The following is a 17,819-nucleotide window of genomic DNA, read 5'->3' on the forward strand; positions in this document are numbered from 1 at the left end:
GCTCCCACCAGGGAATGTGCAAATCTTTAAACGCCGAACTGCGCCCGATAAGCCTCAACCGCCGGCAAATGCTGCTTGAGCTGCGGGTCGTCGGCCAAAAACTCCAGCACCTGGGTCAGCGACACGATGCTGACCACCGGAATGTTGAAGTCACGCTCCACTTCCTGGATCGCAGACAACTCACCGTTGCCGCGCTCTTGGCGATTCAGGGCGATCAGCACACCGGCGGCCTTGGCGCCTTCCTGGGAACCGATGATCTGCATCACTTCACGAATGGCGGTGCCGGCGGTGATCACGTCGTCGATGATCAGCACTTCACCGGTCAGCGGCGCGCCCACCAGGCTGCCCCCTTCACCATGAGCCTTGGCTTCCTTGCGGTTGAAGCACCAGGGCAGGTCGCGGCCGTGGTGTTCGGCCAGGGCGACCGCAGTGGTGGCGGCCAGAGGAATGCCTTTGTAGGCCGGGCCGAACAGCACGTCGAACGGAATGCCGCTCTCGACAATGGCCGCCGCATAGAAACGGCCCAGTTGCGCCAGGGCGGTACCGGTGTTGAACAGGCCGGCATTGAAGAAGTACGGGCTCGTGCGGCCGGACTTGAGGGTGAACTCACCGAAGCGCAAAACGCCGCGATCGATGGCAAAACGAATGAAATCGCGCTGATACGCCTGCATGAAAAAAGCCCCAAATACCACGGATTTAGCTAAATAGGTACACGCCGTGTATCATACACGCACGTGATTTTTGGGGCCATTTATGCGGATCATCAGTGTGAACGTCAATGGTATTCAGGCTGCAGTGGAGCGAGGGTTGCTCAGTTGGCTGCAAGCACAGAATGCCGACGTCATCTGCCTGCAGGACACCCGCGCCTCCGCCTTTGAACTGGACGATGCAGCCTTCCAACTGGATGGTTACTTCCTTTATGCCTGCGATGCCGAAGTCCCCGCCCAGGGTGGCGTGGCTTTGTACTCGCGGCTGCAACCGAAGGCTGTCATCAACGGTCTCGGTTTCGAGACGGCGGACCGCTACGGGCGCTACCTGCAGGCCGATTTCGACAAGGTCAGCATCGCGACCTTACTGCTCCCTTCGGGGCAGAACGGCGATGAAGATTTGAATCAGAAATTCAAGTTGATGGACGACTTCGCCCGTTATCTGGATAAACAGCGGCGCAAACGTCGCGAGTACATCTATTGTGGCTCGCTGTACGTGGCGCAACAGAAGCTGGATATCAAGAACTGGCGCGACAGCCAGCAATCCCCGGGTTTCCTGGCGCCGGAACGGGCCTGGATGGACGAGATTGTCGGCAACATGGGCTATGTTGACGCCCTGCGGGAAGTCAGCCGTGAAGGCGACCAATACAGCTGGTGGCCAGACAACGAACAGGCCGAGATGCTCAACCTCGGCTGGCGTTTCGACTACCAGTTGCTGACGCCTGGTCTGCGCCGCTTCGTGCGCAGCGCTCGCCTGCCGCGCCAGCCACGCTTCTCGCAGCATGCGCCACTGATCGTGGATTACGACTGGACGCTGACGATCTGAGTGTCGTTTCGCAGCCACAAAAAAACCGACAGCCATGTCGGTTTTTTTGTGAGCAACCCTTTCTACTGTGGGAGCGAGCCTGCTCGCGATGGCGGTGGGTCAGCCAACATTTGTGTTGAATGATGAACCGCTATCGCGAGCAGGCTCGCTCCCACAAGTGGTTACTCGTTGATCGTTATTTGACCAGCCGCCAGGTAAACGGATACCGATACGGCTGCCCCTCATTGGCCTTCACCCCACCGATGATGGTCAGCACCAGCGCACCGATAGCCACCAGCCCGAACAGGAAGAAGCCGATCACCACGATCATCAGGAGCAGGCTGATCGCCGAGGCAATTGCCACAGTGATCTGGAAGTTCAGCGCTTCCTTGCCTTGTGCATCGATGAACGGGTCAGTCTCGCGCTTGAGCTGCCAGAGCACCAACGGACCGATCAGCGTACCGAACGGAATCCAGATGCCCAACAAGGCGGACAAGTGACAGAACATCGCCCATTGGCGCGCCTCCTTGCTGGGCTGGGGCAGTAGGGTTTGCTCATCACTCATGACGTTCTCCTTGTCTGAAGCGCGAAACGATCAGTCAGCCAGTGCGGCTTTTTGCAGTTCGAAAATCTCGTTCATGCCTTTCTTTGCCAATTCCAGCATAGCGCTCAATTCTTCCGGCTGGAACGGCGCGCCTTCGGCGGTGCCCTGGATTTCGATGAAGCCGCCGGCGCTGGTCATGACCACGTTCAGGTCGGTCTCGGCGGCGGAGTCTTCCAGGTAGTCCAGGTCCAGCACCGGCTCGCCCTGGTACATGCCCACGGAGACCGCAGCGATCATCTGCTTGAGCGGATCGCCGCCCTTGAGGCCGCCACGCTTCTTGATCACTTTCAAGGCATCGGCCAGTGCGACCATGGCGCCGGTGATGGACGCGGTGCGAGTGCCGCCGTCAGCCTGGATCACGTCGCAATCGACATACAACGTCACGTCACCGAGCTTGGACATGTCCAGCGCGGCGCGCAGCGAACGGCCAATCAGACGCTGGATTTCCAGGGTACGTCCGCCCTGCTTGCCGCGGCTGGCTTCACGCTGGTTGCGCTCACCAGTGGAGCGCGGCAGCATGCCGTATTCGGCGGTCAGCCAGCCTTGACCCTGGCCCTTGAGGAACCGTGGCACACCGTTTTCGACGCTGACGGTGCAGATGACTTTGGTATCACCGAATTCGACCAGTACAGATCCCTCGGCGTGTTTGGTGTAGTTGCGGGTAATGCGGATCGAGCGAAGCTGATCGGCAGCGCGACCACTTGGACGTTTCATAGGGAACACCTGTACAGAGGACGGAAAACTGCCGAGCATTATAGAGCCGTGGGCCGCCATAGGGCAGTTTAAACGTCGCGCGGTTCCAAAAAACCGCTGCAACGAGCCAAGCCCCCTTGACCTCTGACCGACGAGCCGCAGCGCTTTGTCACATGCACGGTTTGGGGGCATGCACCTCACTGCGCTACAATCCTGCGCCTTTGCTGCCCTTCGGCTTTTATCCACAGATACCAGGCGCTACGACTACCCGTTGCGTCCGCCTGCATTGCGAGGAATCTCCATGGTGCACAGCATGACCGCCTTCGCCCGCGTCGAGAAAGCCGGCATCCAAGGCACGCTGAGCTGGGAACTGCGCTCGGTCAACAGCCGCTACCTGGAGCCGCACCTGCGCCTGCCCGAATCCTTTCGCGACCTTGAAGGCAGCGTGCGTGAGGCCCTGCGCCAGGGCCTGTCCCGGGGCAAGCTGGAATGCACCCTGCGCTTCACCGAAGAAAGCACCGGCAAGGCCTTGCAGGTGGACCGCGAGCGCGCCGCGCAACTGGTGGCTGCCGCCGAAACCGTCGCCAGCCTGATCAAGCACCCCGCGCCTCTGAACCCGCTGGAAGTCCTGGCCTGGCCCGGCGTGCTGGTAGGTGATGCGAGCGACCCGCAGGCCCTGAATGCCGAAGCGCTGGCGTTGTTCAATCAAGGCCTGAAAGAACTCAAGGCCGGTCGCGAGCGCGAAGGCGCGGAACTGGCCCGGTTGATCGACGAGCGCCTGACTTCCATAGAGGAAGACGTCGTCACCCTGCGCGAACTGGTCCCGCAAATGCTCGCCACCCAACGTCAGAAAGTGCTCGACCGCTTCGTCGACATGAAGGCCGAGCTGGACCCGCAGCGCCTGGAACAGGAAATGGTCATGCTCGCGCAAAAAAGCGACGTGGCCGAAGAACTGGATCGCCTGAGCACCCACATCATTGAAGTTCGCCGGGTACTCAAATCCGGTGGTGCGGCCGGTCGCCGCCTGGACTTCCTGATGCAGGAACTCAACCGCGAAGCCAACACACTGGGCTCCAAAGCCTTCGACCCGCGCAGCACCCAGGCTGCGGTCAACCTCAAGGTGTTGATCGAGCAAATGCGCGAACAAGTGCAGAACATTGAGTAAGGCTAACCCGACATGACCCACAGCACCGGCACTCTCTACATCATTTCCGCGCCCTCTGGCGCCGGCAAGACCAGCCTGGTCAAGGCGCTGATCGACGCCGAGCCGCAGATCCGCGTCTCGGTCTCGCACACCACCCGCGCCATGCGCCCGGGCGAAGTGGACGGGGTGAACTATCACTTCGTCGACCGCGAACAGTTCGTGAAAATGGCCGAGCACGGGGACTTCCTCGAGCGCGCCGAAGTCTTCGGCAACCTCTATGGCACCTCGCAAAGCTATCTGCAGCAAACCCTGGACGAAGGCCACGACCTGATCCTGGAAATCGACTGGCAGGGTGCCGAGCAGGTCCGCAAGCTGATGCCCCAGGCCCGTTCGATCTTTATCCTGCCACCGAGCCAGCAGGCCTTGCGCCAGCGCCTGACCAATCGCGGACAGGACAGCGACGACATCATCGAAGGCCGGATGCGCGAAGCGGTCAGCGAAATGAGCCACTACGTCGACTACGATTACCTGATCATCAACGACGATTTCGCCCATGCGCTAGACGATCTGAAGGCGATTTTCCGCGCCAGCCAGCTGCAGCAGAAACGCCAGCAGCAACGTTTCGGTAAATTATTGGCCGAACTGCTGGGCTGAACAGCCCTTCCCAAAACCGCTGCGACGGCTTTACATTGGAGCTTGTAGCGGGTCGAGGGGCTGGTCAAAAAATCAGCGCTTCCCTAAACGCTGGCGTTTTTTTAAACTGTTGAGTCCGCTCGCCCAACCGGGCAGCGCGCATATTGCATTCGCTCCGAGGAATACCATGGCCCGCGTAACCGTTGAAGACTGCCTAGAACACGTGGAAAACCGCTTTGAGCTGGTCATGCTCTCTACCAAGCGTGCCCGTCAACTGGCCACCGGTGGCAAAGAGCCGTTGGTCCAGTGGGAAAACGACAAGCCTACCGTGGTAGCGCTGCGTGAAATCGCCGAAGGCCTGATGAGCTACGAGTTCATCGCCAACGCTGAAATCGTTGAAGACGAACCGCTGTTCGCAGCGTTCGAGGACGAGTCCAACGAGGCGGTCTAAGCCTATGCCTGGTCGACGTAGCACGGCGCGGGGTCACAGCAAACGGCAGGAGTCATTATCATGCCGAGCATAGACGCCCTCGCCGATCGCTTATCGGCCTACCTCGGCACGGACCAGGTCAACCTGGTCCGCCGAGCCTATTTCTACGCCGAACAAGCCCACGACGGCCAGCGCCGCCGCAGCGGCGAGGCGTACGTCACGCACCCGCTTGCGGTGGCGAACATTCTTGCCGACATGCACATGGACCATCAGAGCCTGATGGCGGCGATGCTGCATGACGTGATCGAAGACACCGGCATCGCCAAGGAAGCGCTGCAGGCGCAGTTCGGCGAAACCGTGGCCGAACTGGTCGACGGGGTCAGCAAACTGACCCAGATGAACTTCGAGACCAAGGCCGAGGCCCAGGCCGAAAACTTCCAGAAAATGGCCATGGCCATGGCGCGCGACATTCGCGTGATCCTGGTCAAGCTCGCCGACCGCCTGCACAACATGCGAACCCTGGAAGTGTTGTCCGGTGAAAAACGCCGGCGAATCGCCAAGGAAACCCTGGAAATCTATGCGCCCATCGCCAATCGCCTGGGTATGCACGCGATCCGCATCGAGTTCGAAGACCTCGGTTTCAAGGCCATGCACCCGATGCGTTCGGCGCGGATCAACCAGGCCGTCAAGCGCGCCCGGGGCAACCGCAAGGAAATCGTCAACAAGATCGAAGAATCCTTGAGCCATTGCCTGACCATCGACGGCATCGAAGGCGAGGTCAGCGGCCGACAGAAACACCTCTACGGCATCTACAAGAAGATGCGCGGCAAGCGTCGGGCCTTCAACGAGATCATGGACGTCTACGCGTTCCGGATCATCGTCGACAAGGTCGATACCTGCTACCGCGTACTGGGCGCTGTACATAATTTGTACAAGCCATTGCCTGGGCGCTTCAAGGACTACATCGCGATTCCCAAGGCCAACGGCTACCAGTCGCTGCACACCACGCTCTTCGGCATGCACGGCGTACCGATCGAAATCCAGATCCGCACCCGTGAAATGGAAGAGATGGCCAATAATGGCATCGCTGCGCACTGGCTGTACAAGTCCAGCGGCGACGAACAACCCAAGAGCACCCACGCCCGGGCCCGCCAGTGGGTCAAAGGCGTGCTGGAAATGCAGCAGCGGGCCGGCAACTCCCTGGAATTCATCGAAAGCGTGAAGATCGACCTGTTTCCGGACGAGGTCTACGTTTTCACGCCCAAAGGCCGGATCATGGAGCTGCCCAAAGGCTCCACGGCGGTGGACTTTGCCTATGCAGTACACACCGACGTCGGCAACAGCTGCATCGCGTGCCGGATCAACCGCCGCCTGGCGCCGTTGTCCGAACCGCTGCAAAGCGGCTCCACGGTGGAAATCGTCAGCGCCGCCGGCGCGCGGCCAAATCCGGCATGGCTCAATTTCGTGGTCACCGGCAAAGCCCGCACACACATCCGCCACGCCTTGAAGCTACAACGCCGCTCTGAATCCATCAGCCTGGGCGAACGCTTGCTCAACAAAGTCCTCAACGGTTTCGACAGCTCCCTGGACAAGATCCCGGCTGAACGCGTGCAGATCATGCTCAGCGAGTACCGCCTGGAACTGATCGAAGACCTGCTGGAAGACATCGGCCTGGGCAATCGCATGGCCTACGTCGTCGCCCGCCGCCTGCTCGGCGAAGGCGAACAGCTGCCTAGCCCCGAAGGTCCCCTGGCCATTCGTGGTACCGAAGGCCTGGTGCTCAGCTATGCCAAGTGCTGCACGCCGATTCCTGGCGATCCGATTGTCGGCCATCTGTCCGCAGGCAAAGGGATGGTGGTGCACCTGGATAACTGCCGCAACATCAGCGAAATCCGCCACAACCCGGAAAAATGCATCCAGCTCTCCTGGGCCAAGGATGTCACCGGCGAATTCAATGTCGAGCTGCGGGTCGAACTGGAGCACCAGCGTGGCCTGATCGCCTTGCTGGCCAGCAGCGTCAACGCCGCCGACGGCAATATCGAAAAAATCAGCATGGACGAGCGCGATGGCCGCATCAGCGTCGTCCAACTGGTGGTCAGCGTGCACGACCGCGTGCACCTGGCCCGCGTGATCAAGAAGCTGCGCGCCCTGACTGGCGTCATCCGTATCACTCGTATGCGTGCATAGCTCCCCATCCATTACAAGGAGTCATAAATGACCAAGACCGTTATCACCAGCGACAAAGCCCCGGCCGCCATCGGTACGTATTCCCAGGCAATCAAGGCGGGCAACACCGTGTACATGTCGGGCCAGATCCCGCTGGACCCGAAAACCATGGAACTGGTAGAAGGCTTCGAAGCCCAGACCGTGCAGGTGTTCGAGAACCTCAAGGCCGTGGCCGAGGCTGCCGGCGGTTCGTTCAAGGACATCGTCAAGCTCAACATCTTCCTCACCGACCTGAGCCACTTCGCCAAGGTCAACGAGATCATGGGCAAGTACTTCGACCAGCCTTACCCTGCCCGCGCCGCCATCGGCGTAGCAGCCCTGCCGAAGGGTTCGCAGGTTGAGATGGACGCCATCCTGGTCATCGAGTAACACGCCCGGCGCAGCCTCCCCCCGGCTGCGCCGTTTTCGTTTAAGGATTCCACCATGCGCAAAGCGCTTGCTCTTTCGCTGGCTGCCCTGCTGTTGGGCGGCTGCGCCAGCGACCCTGCCGACCGTGATATCAGCGGCACCTGGATCAACCAGGCGGCAATCGACGCCGCCGCCAAGGGCGGCCCGCTGCGCGAGGCGCTGCAGGCCTATGGCCCGAACCTGGAATGGGACGTCAACACCCGGGCCGGCCAGGCGCGTTACACCAACGGTTTCGAGAATGTCGAAGGCAAGCTGCTGGGCGAAGAAGACGGTGCGTGGAAAGTCGATTTCTACGGCAGCTCCGCCAGCGAACTGCAACGCGACGGCGACCAGTTGAACCAATCCGCCACCGAGAACGAGCCGCAGCAAGTGTTCGAGCGCGCCCAGGTCCAGGTGCCCGAGGGGGCGCCGCTGGGCGCCAGTTTCGAACGGGCGCTGTATACCGCTTATCTGGGCGGCACCTGGAACATCGTCAACGGCCCTGGCCAGGGCGCCAGCGTGCAGTTCCAACCCGACGGCCAGGTCAGCGGACTACCAGGCGCCGACCGCTACGCCCTGTGCCTGGCCGGCGACTGCGCGTCCATGAGCGGCGGCAACGACAACATCTGGCTGCAACAGAACGGCCAGGGCAATACCTGGATCTTCTCTCGCGACGGCAAGAAGCTGGAAATTTTCCAGACCGTGAATGCGGCACTGGCGGATGAAATGCCTTCGTTCACGCCGGGTGACCGGCAGTGGGTGTTGGAGAAGCAGTAAGTCGGACTCCCTGTGGGAGCGAGCCTGTGGGAGCAAAGCTTGCTCGCGATGACGTCGTCACAGACAACACCTCTGTTGGCTGTAAAACCGCTATCGCGAGCAAGATTTGCTCCCACAAGCCCGCTCCCACCGTTTGTTTTTGGGGTGTTTAAAAGATCAGCAGCGCCCCTCCAGAATCGCCGCATACCCCTCACGAAAACTCGGATACCTCGGTGTCCAGCCCAGGGCCTTCGCCCGTGCATTGCTGCAGCGCTTGCTGCCGGCGCGGCGGACGCTGGCGTTTTCGGCCCATTGGGTGACGCCCATGTAATCACGCAGCCAACCCACCACCTCGGCCAGCGCGGCGGGAGTGTCGTCGACGCCGATGTAGCAGTCTTCCAGGGGCTTGCCCTGGCGGTCGGCTTCCAGCAGGAAGGCCAGCAGGCCCGCGGCGTCGTCGGCATGGATGCGGTTGGCGTACAGGGGCGGGTCTTCCACCACGCTATAGCCCTGGCGCACCTGGCTCAGCAACCATTCACGGCCCGGACCATAGATACCGGTCAGACGCACGCGGCTGGCCGGGATGCTGCTGTCGAGCGCCACCTGTTCCGCTTCGAGCATCAGTCGACCGGAATAGCCACCGGCCACGGTGGGCGAGGTTTCATCGACCCACTCGCCACCCTTCTGTCCGTAGACGCTGCTGCTGGAGACAAAAAGCAGTCGTTTTGGCTGCTGTCCATGCTGCTTCAGCCAGCTCAACACATGCTGTAAGCCTTGGACATAAGCCGCGCGGTAACCCGCCTCGTCATGCTCGGTGGCGGCGACGCTGTACACCACGTAATCCAGTGGACCGGTGGGCCAATCAGCGGGACATTGCTCGTTGAACAAGTCCCCCGCTACCCCGACAACCCCGGCCGGCAGCTGCGAAACCGTACGGCGCAAGCCGTAGACCTGCCACTGCTCGGCCCGCAACTGACTCGCCAGGCGGCCACCGATATCACCGCAGCCGGCGATCAAAACAGAAGGCGCGGACATCAAAATCTCCTCTCGTAAAGCCGCAGACTAGCTGCCAGAGGGGACGAGCGGCTAGCAATGCAGGAAAAAAAAGATACTGTATTACTTTTGTTAACAAGAATTACTTGCAATAATGCGAGCCAGTTTTGTTCTCGGCCCACGAGGCCTGGAAGAACATCAACCTTCTTTTTCTCTCAGGTCCGGCCAGCATGACACGCTATCTCCCCTCCGCTTCGCCAACCAACCGACCTCGCGCCTGGAGTGCCATGGCAGCCCTGCTGCTCAGCCTGCTGCTAGCACCCGCCGCCGCGTTCGCCGATGCCCAAGCGCCAGCCACGACCCCGGCCACCGCACCCGCCGCCAGCCAGGCGCCGGTCGATGCAGCCGAGCCTGTAGCGGCTCCTCAGGCCAGCGAGCCGGCCCAGGCCGTCGAAGCCGACGCCGCAGACGCACCTCAAATGCTCGAAGCCGACAATACCTTGGGCATGGCCCACGATCTGTCGCCATGGGGCATGTACCAGAACGCCGACATTATCGTGAAAATCGTCATGATCGGCCTGGCCATCGCCTCGATCATCACCTGGACCATCTGGATCGCCAAGGGCTTCGAGCTGATGGGCGCCAAGCGCCGCTTGCGCGGTGAAATCGCCAACCTGAAAAAAGCCACCACCCTCAAAGAGGCCAGCGCCTCTGCGGCCAAAGAGGGCACCCTGGCCAATCTGCTGGTTCACGACGCCCTCGAAGAGATGCGCCTGTCGGCCAACAGTCGTGAGAAGGAAGGCATCAAGGAGCGCGTGAGTTTCCGCCTCGAGCGCCTGGTCGCAGCCTGCGGTCGCAACATGAGCAGCGGCACCGGCGTGCTCGCCACTATCGGTTCCACCGCGCCGTTCGTCGGCCTGTTCGGCACCGTGTGGGGCATCATGAACAGCTTCATCGGCATCGCCAAGACCCAGACCACCAACCTCGCTGTCGTGGCGCCTGGCATCGCCGAAGCCCTGCTCGCGACGGCTCTGGGTCTGGTCGCGGCGATCCCGGCGGTGGTCATCTACAACGTGTTCGCCCGCTCCATTGCCGGTTACAAGGCCCAGGTCTCGGACGCTTCGGCCGAAGTCCTGTTGCTGGTCAGCCGCGACCTCGACCACCTGCCACCCGAGCGTGGCTCGCAACCGCACATGGTGAAAGTGGGGTAATCGGCCATGGGCCTGCATTTGAAAGAAGGCGCAGACGACGATCTGGCCGAGAACCACGAAATCAACGTCACGCCGTTCATCGACGTGATGCTGGTGCTGTTGATCATCTTCATGGTGGCCGCTCCGCTCGCCACCGTGGACATCAAGGTCGACCTTCCGGCTTCGACGGCCAAGCCTTCGCCGCGGCCGGAAAAACCGGTATTCCTCAGCGTCAAGGCTGACCAACGCCTGTTCTTGGGCGAAGACGAGGTCAAGGCCGATAGCCTCGGCGCGACCCTCGACGCCAAGACCCAAGGCAAAAAGGACACGACGATCTTCTTCCAGGCGGATAAAGGCGTGGATTACGGCGACTTGATGAGCGTGATGGACGCCCTGCGCGCCGCCGGATACCTGAAGGTCGGCCTGGTCGGACTTGAGACGGCGCCCAAGAAATGATCACGACGCGCCAAAAGCTGACGCGTTACAGCGGTAGCCTGGCCGTGGTGCTGGGCGTGCATGCGCTCGCCATTGCCCTGGCCCTGAACTGGACGTCAAACCCGCCCATTGAATTGCCGCCCCAGGCAATGATGGTCGAGCTGGCGCCGGTTCCGGCCCCACCACCGCCCGCACCGCCTAAAGTCGTCACGCCACCGCAGCCTCCGGAGCCGGTCGAAGAACTGCCGCTGCCTAAAATCGCCGAAGCCGAGAAACCGGAGATTTCGGTGCCCAAGCCGGTCAAGCCCAAGCCTAAACCGCCCAAGCCCAAACCCAAGCCCGTGGAGAAAAAACCGGAACCGCCCAAGGAAGAACCGTCGGAGCAAAAGCCCAGCGATACTCAACCGACCAAGGCTCCGACCGAGAAATCCGCGCAACCGGCGCCTGGCCCATCCCCCGCGCAAATGGCGGCCAAGGCCAGTTGGCAAGGCACCTTGCTTGCGCACTTGGGCAAGTACAAGAAATACCCCGCCAGCGCCCAGTCGCGCGGCAAGGAAGGCTTGAACCGTTTACGGTTCGTGGTGGACGCCGAAGGCAATGTGTTGTCCTTCGAGCTGGTGAGCAAATCCGGCAACGCCGCCCTGGACCGGGCGACCCTGGAAATGATTCGCCGCGCCCAACCGCTGCCCAAGCCTCCGGCCGACATGCTAGTTAACGGCTCCATCGAAATCGTCGCGCCGTTCGTGTACTCCATCGACAAGCGTCGGCGTTAACCCATTGGCAAGCCCCTGTTACAGGGGCTTATTGTTTCTGGTGAAGGGAATGTATCTGTAGAGCAAGGGGGCCTGTGTGAGCAAAACTTGCTCGCGATACAGGCACCTCGGTTCCGGAGAGGACCGCGCTCGCTTCATCGCGGGCAAGCCTTGCTCCCACAAATAATCCATATGCGTCGTTAAATCCCCTCACCATACCCACATTAGGCAGTGTCACACCGCACCCCCAGTCTGATAACGTGCGTCTATCGATTGCAGCCGGTATGCTTGGCTCGCAACTTCACGGACGCTCGCCATGACCCTCACAGAATTACGCTACATCGTCACCCTCGCCCAGGAGCAACATTTCGGCCACGCCGCCGAGCGTTGCCATGTCAGCCAGCCGACGCTTTCGGTGGGCGTGAAAAAGCTTGAAGACGAGCTCGGCGTGCTGATTTTCGAGCGCAGCAAAAGCGCCGTGCGCCTGACCCCAGTGGGCGAAGGCATCGTTGCCCAGGCACAGAAAGTCCTGGAACAGGCTCAGGGCATCCGTGAACTGGCCCAGGCCGGCAAAAACCAGCTGACCGCCCCACTGAAAGTCGGCGCCATCTACACCGTCGGCCCGTACCTGTTCCCGCACCTGATTCCGCAACTGCACCGGGTCGCCCCGCAGATGCCGTTGTACATCGAAGAAAACTTCACCCATGTGCTGCGCGACAAACTGCGCAACGGCGAACTGGACGCGATCATCATCGCCCTGCCGTTTAACGAAGCCGATGTCCTGACCCTGCCGCTCTACGACGAGCCGTTCTACGTGTTGATGCCGGCCCAGCATCCGTGGACCCAGAAAAAATCCATCGACGCCGGCCTGCTCAACGACAAGAGCCTGCTGCTGCTCGGCGAAGGCCACTGCTTCCGCGACCAGGTGCTGGAAGCCTGCCCGACCCTGACCAAAGGCAGCGAAGGCGCCAAGCACACCACGGTGGAATCCAGCTCCCTGGAAACCATTCGCCACATGGTCGCCTCGGGCCTGGGCATTTCGATTTTGCCGCTCTCGGCGGTGGACAGCCATCATTACGCCCCTGGCGTGATCGAGGTTCGCCCACTGACGCCGCCCGTGCCGTTCCGCACCGTTGCCATCGCCTGGCGCGCCAGCTTTCCGCGACCCAAGGCCATCGAGATCCTCGCTGACTCGATCCGCCTGTGTTCCGTGGCCAAGCCGCCCACTGCCAAGTAAGCCCCGGCCATGACTGAGCTGTCGAAAGTGCCGGTCACGGCACTCAAGGGTGTCGGTGAAGCCATGGCCGAGAAGCTGGCCAAGGTTGGCCTGGAAAACCTTCAGGACGTGCTGTTCCACCTGCCGCTGCGTTACCAGGACCGCACCCGCGTCGTGCCCATCGGGCATTTACGTCCGGGCCAGGACGCCGTGATCGAAGGCACCGTCAGCGGCGCCGATGTGGTCATGGGGCGGCGCCGTAGCCTGGTGGTGCGCCTGCAGGACGGCACCGGCGGGCTGAGCCTGCGCTTCTATCACTTCAGCAATGCGCAAAAGGAGGGCCTCAAGCGTGGCACCCGCGTGCGTTGCTACGGTGAAGCGCGGCCCGGTGCGTCCGGGCTGGAGATCTATCACCCGGAATACCGCGCCATCACCGGCGACGAGCCGCCCCCGGTGGATGAAACCCTGACCCCGGTCTACCCGCTCACCGAAGGCCTGACCCAACAGCGTCTGCGCCAGCTCTGCCAGCAAACCCTGACCCTGCTCGGCCCCAGCAGCCTGCCCGACTGGCTGCCCAACGAACTGGCCCGGGATTATCAACTGGCGCCGCTGGCGGATGCGATTCGCTACCTGCACCATCCGCCGGCCGATGCCGATGTCGACGAACTGGCCCTGGGGCATCACTGGGCCCAGCACCGGCTGGCCTTTGAAGAGCTGCTGACCCATCAACTGTCCCAGCAACGCCTGCGCGAAAGCCTGCGTTCCCTGCGCGCCCCGGCCATGCCCAAGGCCAAGGATCTGCCCGCCCGTTACCTGGCTAACCTCGGCTTTAAACCCACAGGGGCCCAGCAGCGGGTCGGCAACGAAATCGCCTACGACCTGAGCCAGCCCGAACCGATGCTGCGGCTGATCCAGGGCGATGTGGGTGCCGGCAAGACCGTGGTCGCCGCCCTCGCCGCGCTCCAGGCCCTGGAAGCCGGCTATCAAGTGGCGTTGATGGCGCCCACCGAGATTCTCGCCGAACAACATTTCATCACCTTCCAGCGCTGGCTCGAACCCCTGGGGATCGAAGTCGCCTGGCTGGCCGGCAAGCTAAAGGGCAAGAATCGCGCAGCCGCCCTGGCGCAGATCGCCGAAGGTGCACCGATGGTGGTCGGCACCCATGCGTTGTTCCAGGACGAAGTGCAGTTCAAGAACCTGGCGCTGGTGATCATCGACGAACAGCACCGCTTCGGCGTGCAGCAGCGCCTGGCGCTACGGCAGAAAGGCGTGGGCGGGCGGATGTGCCCTCACCAATTGATCATGACCGCCACGCCGATTCCGCGGACCCTGGCCATGAGCGCCTATGCCGACCTCGACACCTCGATCCTCGACGAACTGCCTCCCGGACGCACACCAGTCAATACCGTGCTGGTCACCGACACCCGGCGCGTCGAAGTGATCGAGCGCGTGCGCGGTGCCTGCGCCGAAGGGCGGCAGGCCTATTGGGTATGTACGTTGATCGAAGAGTCGGAAGAGCTGACCTGCCAGGCGGCCGAAACCACCTATGAAGACCTCACTGCCGCCCTCGGCGAACTGAAAGTCGGGCTGATCCACGGGCGCATGAAACCCGCCGAGAAAGCCGCCGTCATGGCCGAATTCAAGGCCGGGGCGCTGCAATTGCTGGTCGCCACCACGGTGATCGAAGTCGGGGTCGATGTGCCCAATGCCAGCTTGATGATCATCGAGAACCCCGAGCGCCTGGGTCTGGCACAGTTGCACCAGCTACGCGGCCGCGTCGGCCGGGGCAGTGCCGCCAGCCATTGCGTCTTGCTGTATCACCCGCCGCTGTCGCAGATTGGTCGCCAGCGCCTGGGCATCATGCGCGAAACCAACGATGGTTTTGTCATCGCCGAAAAAGACCTGGAATTGCGCGGACCCGGTGAAATGCTCGGCACGCGCCAGACCGGCCTGCTTCAATTCAAGGTAGCCGACCTGATGCGCGACGCCGATCTGCTCCCCGCCGTACGCGACGCCGCCCAGGCGCTGCTGGAGCGCTGGCCGGAGCATGTCAGCCCGCTGCTGGATCGCTGGTTGCGTCACGGGCAGCAATACGGCCAAGTGTGAGCACGCTCTCAGTTTCTGGGCGCGCCTGCCCGGCAAGCTGGTTATACTGCTGAACTTGTAGGAAAACGGATACAGACCATGACAGAAGCTGCCCTCGTCCCCGAAACCCCGCACGCTCCGTCTGTTATTCGGCTGTTGCTCGAGAAACTGGGCATCGGCTTTGACGAAGTAATCGAACGACCAGGCCTGAATCCCGCCCGTAAAGTGCAGGCTGTTTTGTTGCACGATGCCGTTGGCGCCCTCATGGTGCTGTTTCCGCAAAGCCAACTGCTGGACCTCAACCGCTTGGCCGAACTCACCGGTCGCAAACTCACGGCGGTACCTACTGACCGTCTGGAGCGCATGCTCGGCAAACATAGCCTGAGCCTGCTGCCCGGCCTGCCGGCGCTGACCAGCTCCCCTTGCCTGTATGAAGAAAGCCTGCTGCGCGAGCCGAAGCTGCTGATCAACTCAGGCGAACCAGGGCTGCTGCTGGAAGTGACCAGCGAAGCCTTCAAGAGCATGCTCACCAAGGCCAGTGCCGCGACCTTCGGCGAAGCCGTGAGCAACATCACCCCCAACCTTGATCGCCCGCACGACGACCGCGCGGAAATCACTCAGGCTGTGCAGGCGTTCACCGCCCGACGTATCCAGCAACGGCTGGAAGAAACCATCGAAATTCCACCACTGGCCGAAACGGCGCAGAAGATCATCAAGCTGCGGGTCGACCCGGACGCCACCATCGATGACATCACCGGCGTCGTGGAAACCGATCCGGCCCTGGCCGCGCAAGTGGTGAGCTGGGCTGCCTCGCCTTATTACGCCTCGCCCGGCAAGATCCGTTCGGTGGAAGACGCCATCGTCCGGGTACTGGGCTTCGACCTGGTGATCAACCTGGCACTGGGCCTGGCCTTGGGCAAGACCCTGAGCCTGCCTAAGGACCACCCGCAACACACCACGCCGTACTGGCATCAGTCGATCTACACCGCCGCCGTCATCGAGGGCCTGACCCGCGCCATGCCGCGCGCCCAGCGCCCGGAAGGCGGCCTGACCTACCTGTCCGGCCTGCTGCACAACTTCGGCTACCTGTTGCTGGCCCACGTCTTCCCGCCGCACTTCTCGTTGATCTGCCGGCACCTGGAGGTCAACCCGCACTTGTGCCACAGCTATGTGGAGCAGCACCTCTTGGGCATCAGTCGCGAGCAGATCGGTTCATGGCTGATGCGCTACTGGGACATGCCCGACGAACTGGCCACCGCCCTGCGCTTCCAGCACGACCCACATTACGACGGCGAATACGCCGCCTACCCGAACCTGGTGTGCCTGGCCGTACGCCTGCTGCGCGCCCGTGGCATTGGCTCGGGTCCCGACGAGGAGATTCCCGACGCACTGCTCGAACGCGTCGGCCTGAGTCGCGACAAAGCCAATGAAGTGGTCAGCAAAGTGCTGGAGGCTGAGGTGTTGTTGCGCGAACTGGCTTCGCAGTTCAGCCACTGACCGCTGACGCAGGCCGCTGAGCTTTGATCGTTCCCACGCTCTGCGTGGGAATGCATCCCGTGACGCTCTGCGTCACATCCCAGAAGCGGAACGCGGAGCGTCCCTGGCGACGTTCCCACGCAGAGCGTGGGAACGATCGAGCGTATCCTGGCTGATTCGCCACAGGGTTCTCGACTAAACCTTCTTGGCCTTCTTCGGCTTCAAATACCGCATCAACCCCTGAAACCAGATCACCAGCGCCGGGTTGCCCTTGATCTGGATCGACTTGTCCTGAATCCCGGTCATGAACGCCAACTGCTTGTTCTTCGCCTGCATCGTGGCAAAGCCATAAGCCGCGTCCTTGAAGGCGATGGCGAACGCAGGCGTCGGGTAAGTGCCGGACTGGCTGGTGATGCGCTGGTCTTTCACCGTGAAGTGCCGGGCGACCTTGCCGTCCAGGGTTTGCAGTTGAAACACCAACTCCTTATCGCCCAACTGCTGCTGGAACGCCGGATTGGTCCGGCTGGCCCTGCCCATCAACAACCCCAGCATCCACAGCAGAAAGCGAAACTTCATGGGCACGGCCTCGTAAGAAATATGAATGGCGGGAGCAGTTTAGCGATTCCACAGCGGAACGCCATCATCGGATCGCTTTAACGGGAGATGGATGAGTTTTCTCGCATGATGACTGCCAAGTCACCTTTTCACGTTTTTCGTTTCCTCTCAGGTTCCTCGGAGATTTCCTTCAAAACACCGGGCTGTTCATGAACTAGGCAGTGCTTCCGAGCGCCGCTAACCTTTGTCCGTCATCGCAAAAAACGGTGATACGGACGTGCAAGTCCGGACTGGTACCCAATCGGTTATAGCTATTGACCGAGCATTTTTTATGCTCGCGTCCGTTATGGCGATTGTGCGTGGGAGACCTTCGGGTCTGCCGGCGGTACCGGACCGGTCTTGCACACCTACGCACAGTTGCCGCCTCTTCGAATGCAAGAGAAAGGATGCCAACCCCAACTCTGGTACATGAATATGGTCAAGCCTTCACCGAATCCCCCACATTGACACCGAAACCCTGCTCGCCAATGCCTCCGAAGACCTGCTGTCCATCAGCACCATCGCCGCCGACCTGGCTGACGATGTCGATGACTCACGCCGCTGCGTAGCCCTGGCGATCAGCCGCATGGCCGATGGGGTTCAGTTGTTGGTTGAACGGGCGTTGGACCATCTGGAAACAAAAGAAATGGCGGCGCTTGGGGCCAAGGGGTAGAGCTTTGCTTTGATGCAAAC

Annotated in this window: 18 protein-coding genes and 1 pseudogene; 14 read left to right on the plus strand and 5 right to left on the minus strand. The window is 61.6% G+C overall.

From position 1 onward, the window contains the following. Nucleotides 1-26 precede the first annotated feature (26 nt). Entirely contained in the window at nucleotides 27-671 is a 645-nt protein-coding gene (gene pyrE / locus T3A99_RS12085) for an orotate phosphoribosyltransferase (protein WP_322834324.1), read from the minus strand. 82 nt (nucleotides 672-753) lie between these two features. Between pyrE and T3A99_RS12090 the strand changes: the two genes are divergently transcribed. Further along, nucleotides 754-1,533: an exodeoxyribonuclease III gene (locus T3A99_RS12090; protein WP_003177265.1), complete on the plus strand. Its 780-nt coding sequence runs from the start codon at nucleotides 754-756 to the stop codon at nucleotides 1,531-1,533. Between the two features lie 175 nt (nucleotides 1,534-1,708). Here the strand turns inward: T3A99_RS12090 and T3A99_RS12095 are convergent, their stop codons facing one another. Both T3A99_RS12095 and rph read right to left on the minus strand, forming a co-directional pair. After that, nucleotides 1,709-2,077: a DUF4870 domain-containing protein gene (locus T3A99_RS12095; protein WP_047226168.1), complete on the minus strand. Its 369-nt coding sequence runs from the start codon at nucleotides 2,075-2,077 to the stop codon at nucleotides 1,709-1,711. 30 nt (nucleotides 2,078-2,107) lie between these two features. Beyond that, a complete protein-coding gene (gene rph, locus T3A99_RS12100; protein WP_047226169.1) occupies nucleotides 2,108-2,830 on the minus strand; it encodes a ribonuclease PH in 723 nt (240 codons plus the stop codon). Nucleotides 2,831-3,110: 280 nt separating this feature from the next. Between rph and T3A99_RS12105 the strand changes: the two genes are divergently transcribed. The 6 genes from T3A99_RS12105 (at nucleotide 3,111) to T3A99_RS12130 (ending at nucleotide 8,406) form a co-directional block, all read left to right on the plus strand. Continuing rightward, the gene (locus T3A99_RS12105; RefSeq protein ID WP_047226170.1) at nucleotides 3,111-3,974 is read left to right on the plus strand and encodes a YicC/YloC family endoribonuclease; all 864 of its coding nucleotides are present in this window, start codon (nucleotides 3,111-3,113) and stop codon (nucleotides 3,972-3,974) included. A gap of 12 nt (nucleotides 3,975-3,986) precedes the next feature. After that, complete coding sequence (gene gmk, locus T3A99_RS12110; RefSeq protein ID WP_047226171.1) at nucleotides 3,987-4,607, plus strand: guanylate kinase; 621 nt, start codon at nucleotides 3,987-3,989, stop codon at nucleotides 4,605-4,607. A gap of 166 nt (nucleotides 4,608-4,773) precedes the next feature. Continuing rightward, the gene (gene rpoZ, locus T3A99_RS12115) at nucleotides 4,774-5,037 is read left to right on the plus strand and encodes a DNA-directed RNA polymerase subunit omega (RefSeq protein WP_003177259.1); all 264 of its coding nucleotides are present in this window, start codon (nucleotides 4,774-4,776) and stop codon (nucleotides 5,035-5,037) included. A 60-nt stretch (nucleotides 5,038-5,097) separates the two neighbouring features. Beyond that, nucleotides 5,098-7,203 carry a bifunctional GTP diphosphokinase/guanosine-3',5'-bis pyrophosphate 3'-pyrophosphohydrolase gene (gene spoT / locus T3A99_RS12120; protein ID WP_047226172.1) on the plus strand — a complete coding sequence of 702 codons (2,106 nt, stop codon included), beginning with the start codon at nucleotides 5,098-5,100 and terminating at the stop codon, nucleotides 7,201-7,203. A gap of 27 nt (nucleotides 7,204-7,230) precedes the next feature. Then, a complete protein-coding gene (locus T3A99_RS12125) occupies nucleotides 7,231-7,611 on the plus strand; it encodes a RidA family protein (RefSeq protein ID WP_003229509.1) in 381 nt (126 codons plus the stop codon). Between the two features lie 54 nt (nucleotides 7,612-7,665). Further along, entirely contained in the window at nucleotides 7,666-8,406 is a 741-nt protein-coding gene (locus T3A99_RS12130; RefSeq protein WP_076383093.1) for a hypothetical protein, read from the plus strand. A gap of 156 nt (nucleotides 8,407-8,562) precedes the next feature. On the opposite strand, the gene T3A99_RS12135 is transcribed toward T3A99_RS12130, so the two are convergent. Continuing rightward, a complete protein-coding gene (locus T3A99_RS12135; protein ID WP_274091376.1) occupies nucleotides 8,563-9,420 on the minus strand; it encodes an SDR family oxidoreductase in 858 nt (285 codons plus the stop codon). A gap of 188 nt (nucleotides 9,421-9,608) precedes the next feature. Here T3A99_RS12135 and exbB point away from each other — a divergent pair, with 188 nt between their 5' ends. From exbB to T3A99_RS12165, 6 genes are all read left to right on the plus strand, one after another. Further along, the gene (exbB, locus tag T3A99_RS12140) at nucleotides 9,609-10,589 is read left to right on the plus strand and encodes a tonB-system energizer ExbB (protein ID WP_047226197.1); all 981 of its coding nucleotides are present in this window, start codon (nucleotides 9,609-9,611) and stop codon (nucleotides 10,587-10,589) included. Between the two features lie 6 nt (nucleotides 10,590-10,595). Then, a complete protein-coding gene (exbD, locus tag T3A99_RS12145) occupies nucleotides 10,596-11,024 on the plus strand; it encodes a TonB system transport protein ExbD (RefSeq protein ID WP_047226179.1) in 429 nt (142 codons plus the stop codon). Further along, nucleotides 11,021-11,776: an energy transducer TonB family protein gene (locus T3A99_RS12150; protein ID WP_076383095.1), complete on the plus strand. Its 756-nt coding sequence runs from the start codon at nucleotides 11,021-11,023 to the stop codon at nucleotides 11,774-11,776. Before exbD ends, T3A99_RS12150 begins: the two co-directional genes overlap by 4 nt. Nucleotides 11,777-12,071: 295 nt before the next feature. Beyond that, nucleotides 12,072-12,992: a hydrogen peroxide-inducible genes activator gene (locus tag T3A99_RS12155; protein WP_047226181.1), complete on the plus strand. Its 921-nt coding sequence runs from the start codon at nucleotides 12,072-12,074 to the stop codon at nucleotides 12,990-12,992. A 9-nt stretch (nucleotides 12,993-13,001) separates the two neighbouring features. Then, complete coding sequence (recG, locus tag T3A99_RS12160) at nucleotides 13,002-15,077, plus strand: ATP-dependent DNA helicase RecG (RefSeq protein WP_047226182.1); 2,076 nt, start codon at nucleotides 13,002-13,004, stop codon at nucleotides 15,075-15,077. Between the two features lie 78 nt (nucleotides 15,078-15,155). Next, complete coding sequence (locus T3A99_RS12165; protein ID WP_047226183.1) at nucleotides 15,156-16,553, plus strand: aminoacyl-tRNA deacylase and HDOD domain-containing protein; 1,398 nt, start codon at nucleotides 15,156-15,158, stop codon at nucleotides 16,551-16,553. A 174-nt stretch (nucleotides 16,554-16,727) separates the two neighbouring features. Here the strand turns inward: T3A99_RS12165 and T3A99_RS12170 are convergent, their stop codons facing one another. Next, the gene (locus T3A99_RS12170; RefSeq protein ID WP_047226184.1) at nucleotides 16,728-17,108 is read right to left on the minus strand and encodes a helicase; all 381 of its coding nucleotides are present in this window, start codon (nucleotides 17,106-17,108) and stop codon (nucleotides 16,728-16,730) included. A gap of 475 nt (nucleotides 17,109-17,583) precedes the next feature. Here T3A99_RS12170 and T3A99_RS12175 point away from each other — a divergent pair. Beyond that, nucleotides 17,584-17,799, plus strand: a pseudogene (locus T3A99_RS12175) (DUF6124 family protein); the annotation flags it as partial. Nucleotides 17,800-17,819: the final 20 nt, after the last annotated feature.

The sequence above is a fragment of the Pseudomonas sp. N-137 genome, assembly GCF_034555295.1.
Lineage (GTDB): Bacteria > Pseudomonadota > Gammaproteobacteria > Pseudomonadales > Pseudomonadaceae > Aquipseudomonas > Aquipseudomonas rhizophila.

What these genes read in the sequence shown, in the direction of transcription:
- pyrE (WP_322834324.1), bottom strand. Translation starts at nt 671, where the DNA reads ATGCAGGCGTATCAGCGCGATTTCATTCGTTTTGCCATCGATCGCGGC.
- T3A99_RS12090 (WP_003177265.1), top strand. Translation starts at nt 754, where the DNA reads ATGCGGATCATCAGTGTGAACGTCAATGGTATTCAGGCTGCAGTGGAG.
- T3A99_RS12095 (WP_047226168.1), bottom strand. Translation starts at nt 2,077, where the DNA reads ATGAGTGATGAGCAAACCCTACTGCCCCAGCCCAGCAAGGAGGCGCGC.
- rph (WP_047226169.1), bottom strand. Translation starts at nt 2,830, where the DNA reads ATGAAACGTCCAAGTGGTCGCGCTGCCGATCAGCTTCGCTCGATCCGC.
- T3A99_RS12105 (WP_047226170.1), top strand. Translation starts at nt 3,111, where the DNA reads ATGGTGCACAGCATGACCGCCTTCGCCCGCGTCGAGAAAGCCGGCATC.
- gmk (WP_047226171.1), top strand. Translation starts at nt 3,987, where the DNA reads ATGACCCACAGCACCGGCACTCTCTACATCATTTCCGCGCCCTCTGGC.
- rpoZ (WP_003177259.1), top strand. Translation starts at nt 4,774, where the DNA reads ATGGCCCGCGTAACCGTTGAAGACTGCCTAGAACACGTGGAAAACCGC.
- spoT (WP_047226172.1), top strand. Translation starts at nt 5,098, where the DNA reads ATGCCGAGCATAGACGCCCTCGCCGATCGCTTATCGGCCTACCTCGGC.
- T3A99_RS12125 (WP_003229509.1), top strand. Translation starts at nt 7,231, where the DNA reads ATGACCAAGACCGTTATCACCAGCGACAAAGCCCCGGCCGCCATCGGT.
- T3A99_RS12130 (WP_076383093.1), top strand. Translation starts at nt 7,666, where the DNA reads ATGCGCAAAGCGCTTGCTCTTTCGCTGGCTGCCCTGCTGTTGGGCGGC.
- T3A99_RS12135 (WP_274091376.1), bottom strand. Translation starts at nt 9,420, where the DNA reads ATGTCCGCGCCTTCTGTTTTGATCGCCGGCTGCGGTGATATCGGTGGC.
- exbB (WP_047226197.1), top strand. Translation starts at nt 9,609, where the DNA reads ATGACACGCTATCTCCCCTCCGCTTCGCCAACCAACCGACCTCGCGCC.
- exbD (WP_047226179.1), top strand. Translation starts at nt 10,596, where the DNA reads ATGGGCCTGCATTTGAAAGAAGGCGCAGACGACGATCTGGCCGAGAAC.
- T3A99_RS12150 (WP_076383095.1), top strand. Translation starts at nt 11,021, where the DNA reads ATGATCACGACGCGCCAAAAGCTGACGCGTTACAGCGGTAGCCTGGCC.
- T3A99_RS12155 (WP_047226181.1), top strand. Translation starts at nt 12,072, where the DNA reads ATGACCCTCACAGAATTACGCTACATCGTCACCCTCGCCCAGGAGCAA.
- recG (WP_047226182.1), top strand. Translation starts at nt 13,002, where the DNA reads ATGACTGAGCTGTCGAAAGTGCCGGTCACGGCACTCAAGGGTGTCGGT.
- T3A99_RS12165 (WP_047226183.1), top strand. Translation starts at nt 15,156, where the DNA reads ATGACAGAAGCTGCCCTCGTCCCCGAAACCCCGCACGCTCCGTCTGTT.
- T3A99_RS12170 (WP_047226184.1), bottom strand. Translation starts at nt 17,108, where the DNA reads ATGAAGTTTCGCTTTCTGCTGTGGATGCTGGGGTTGTTGATGGGCAGG.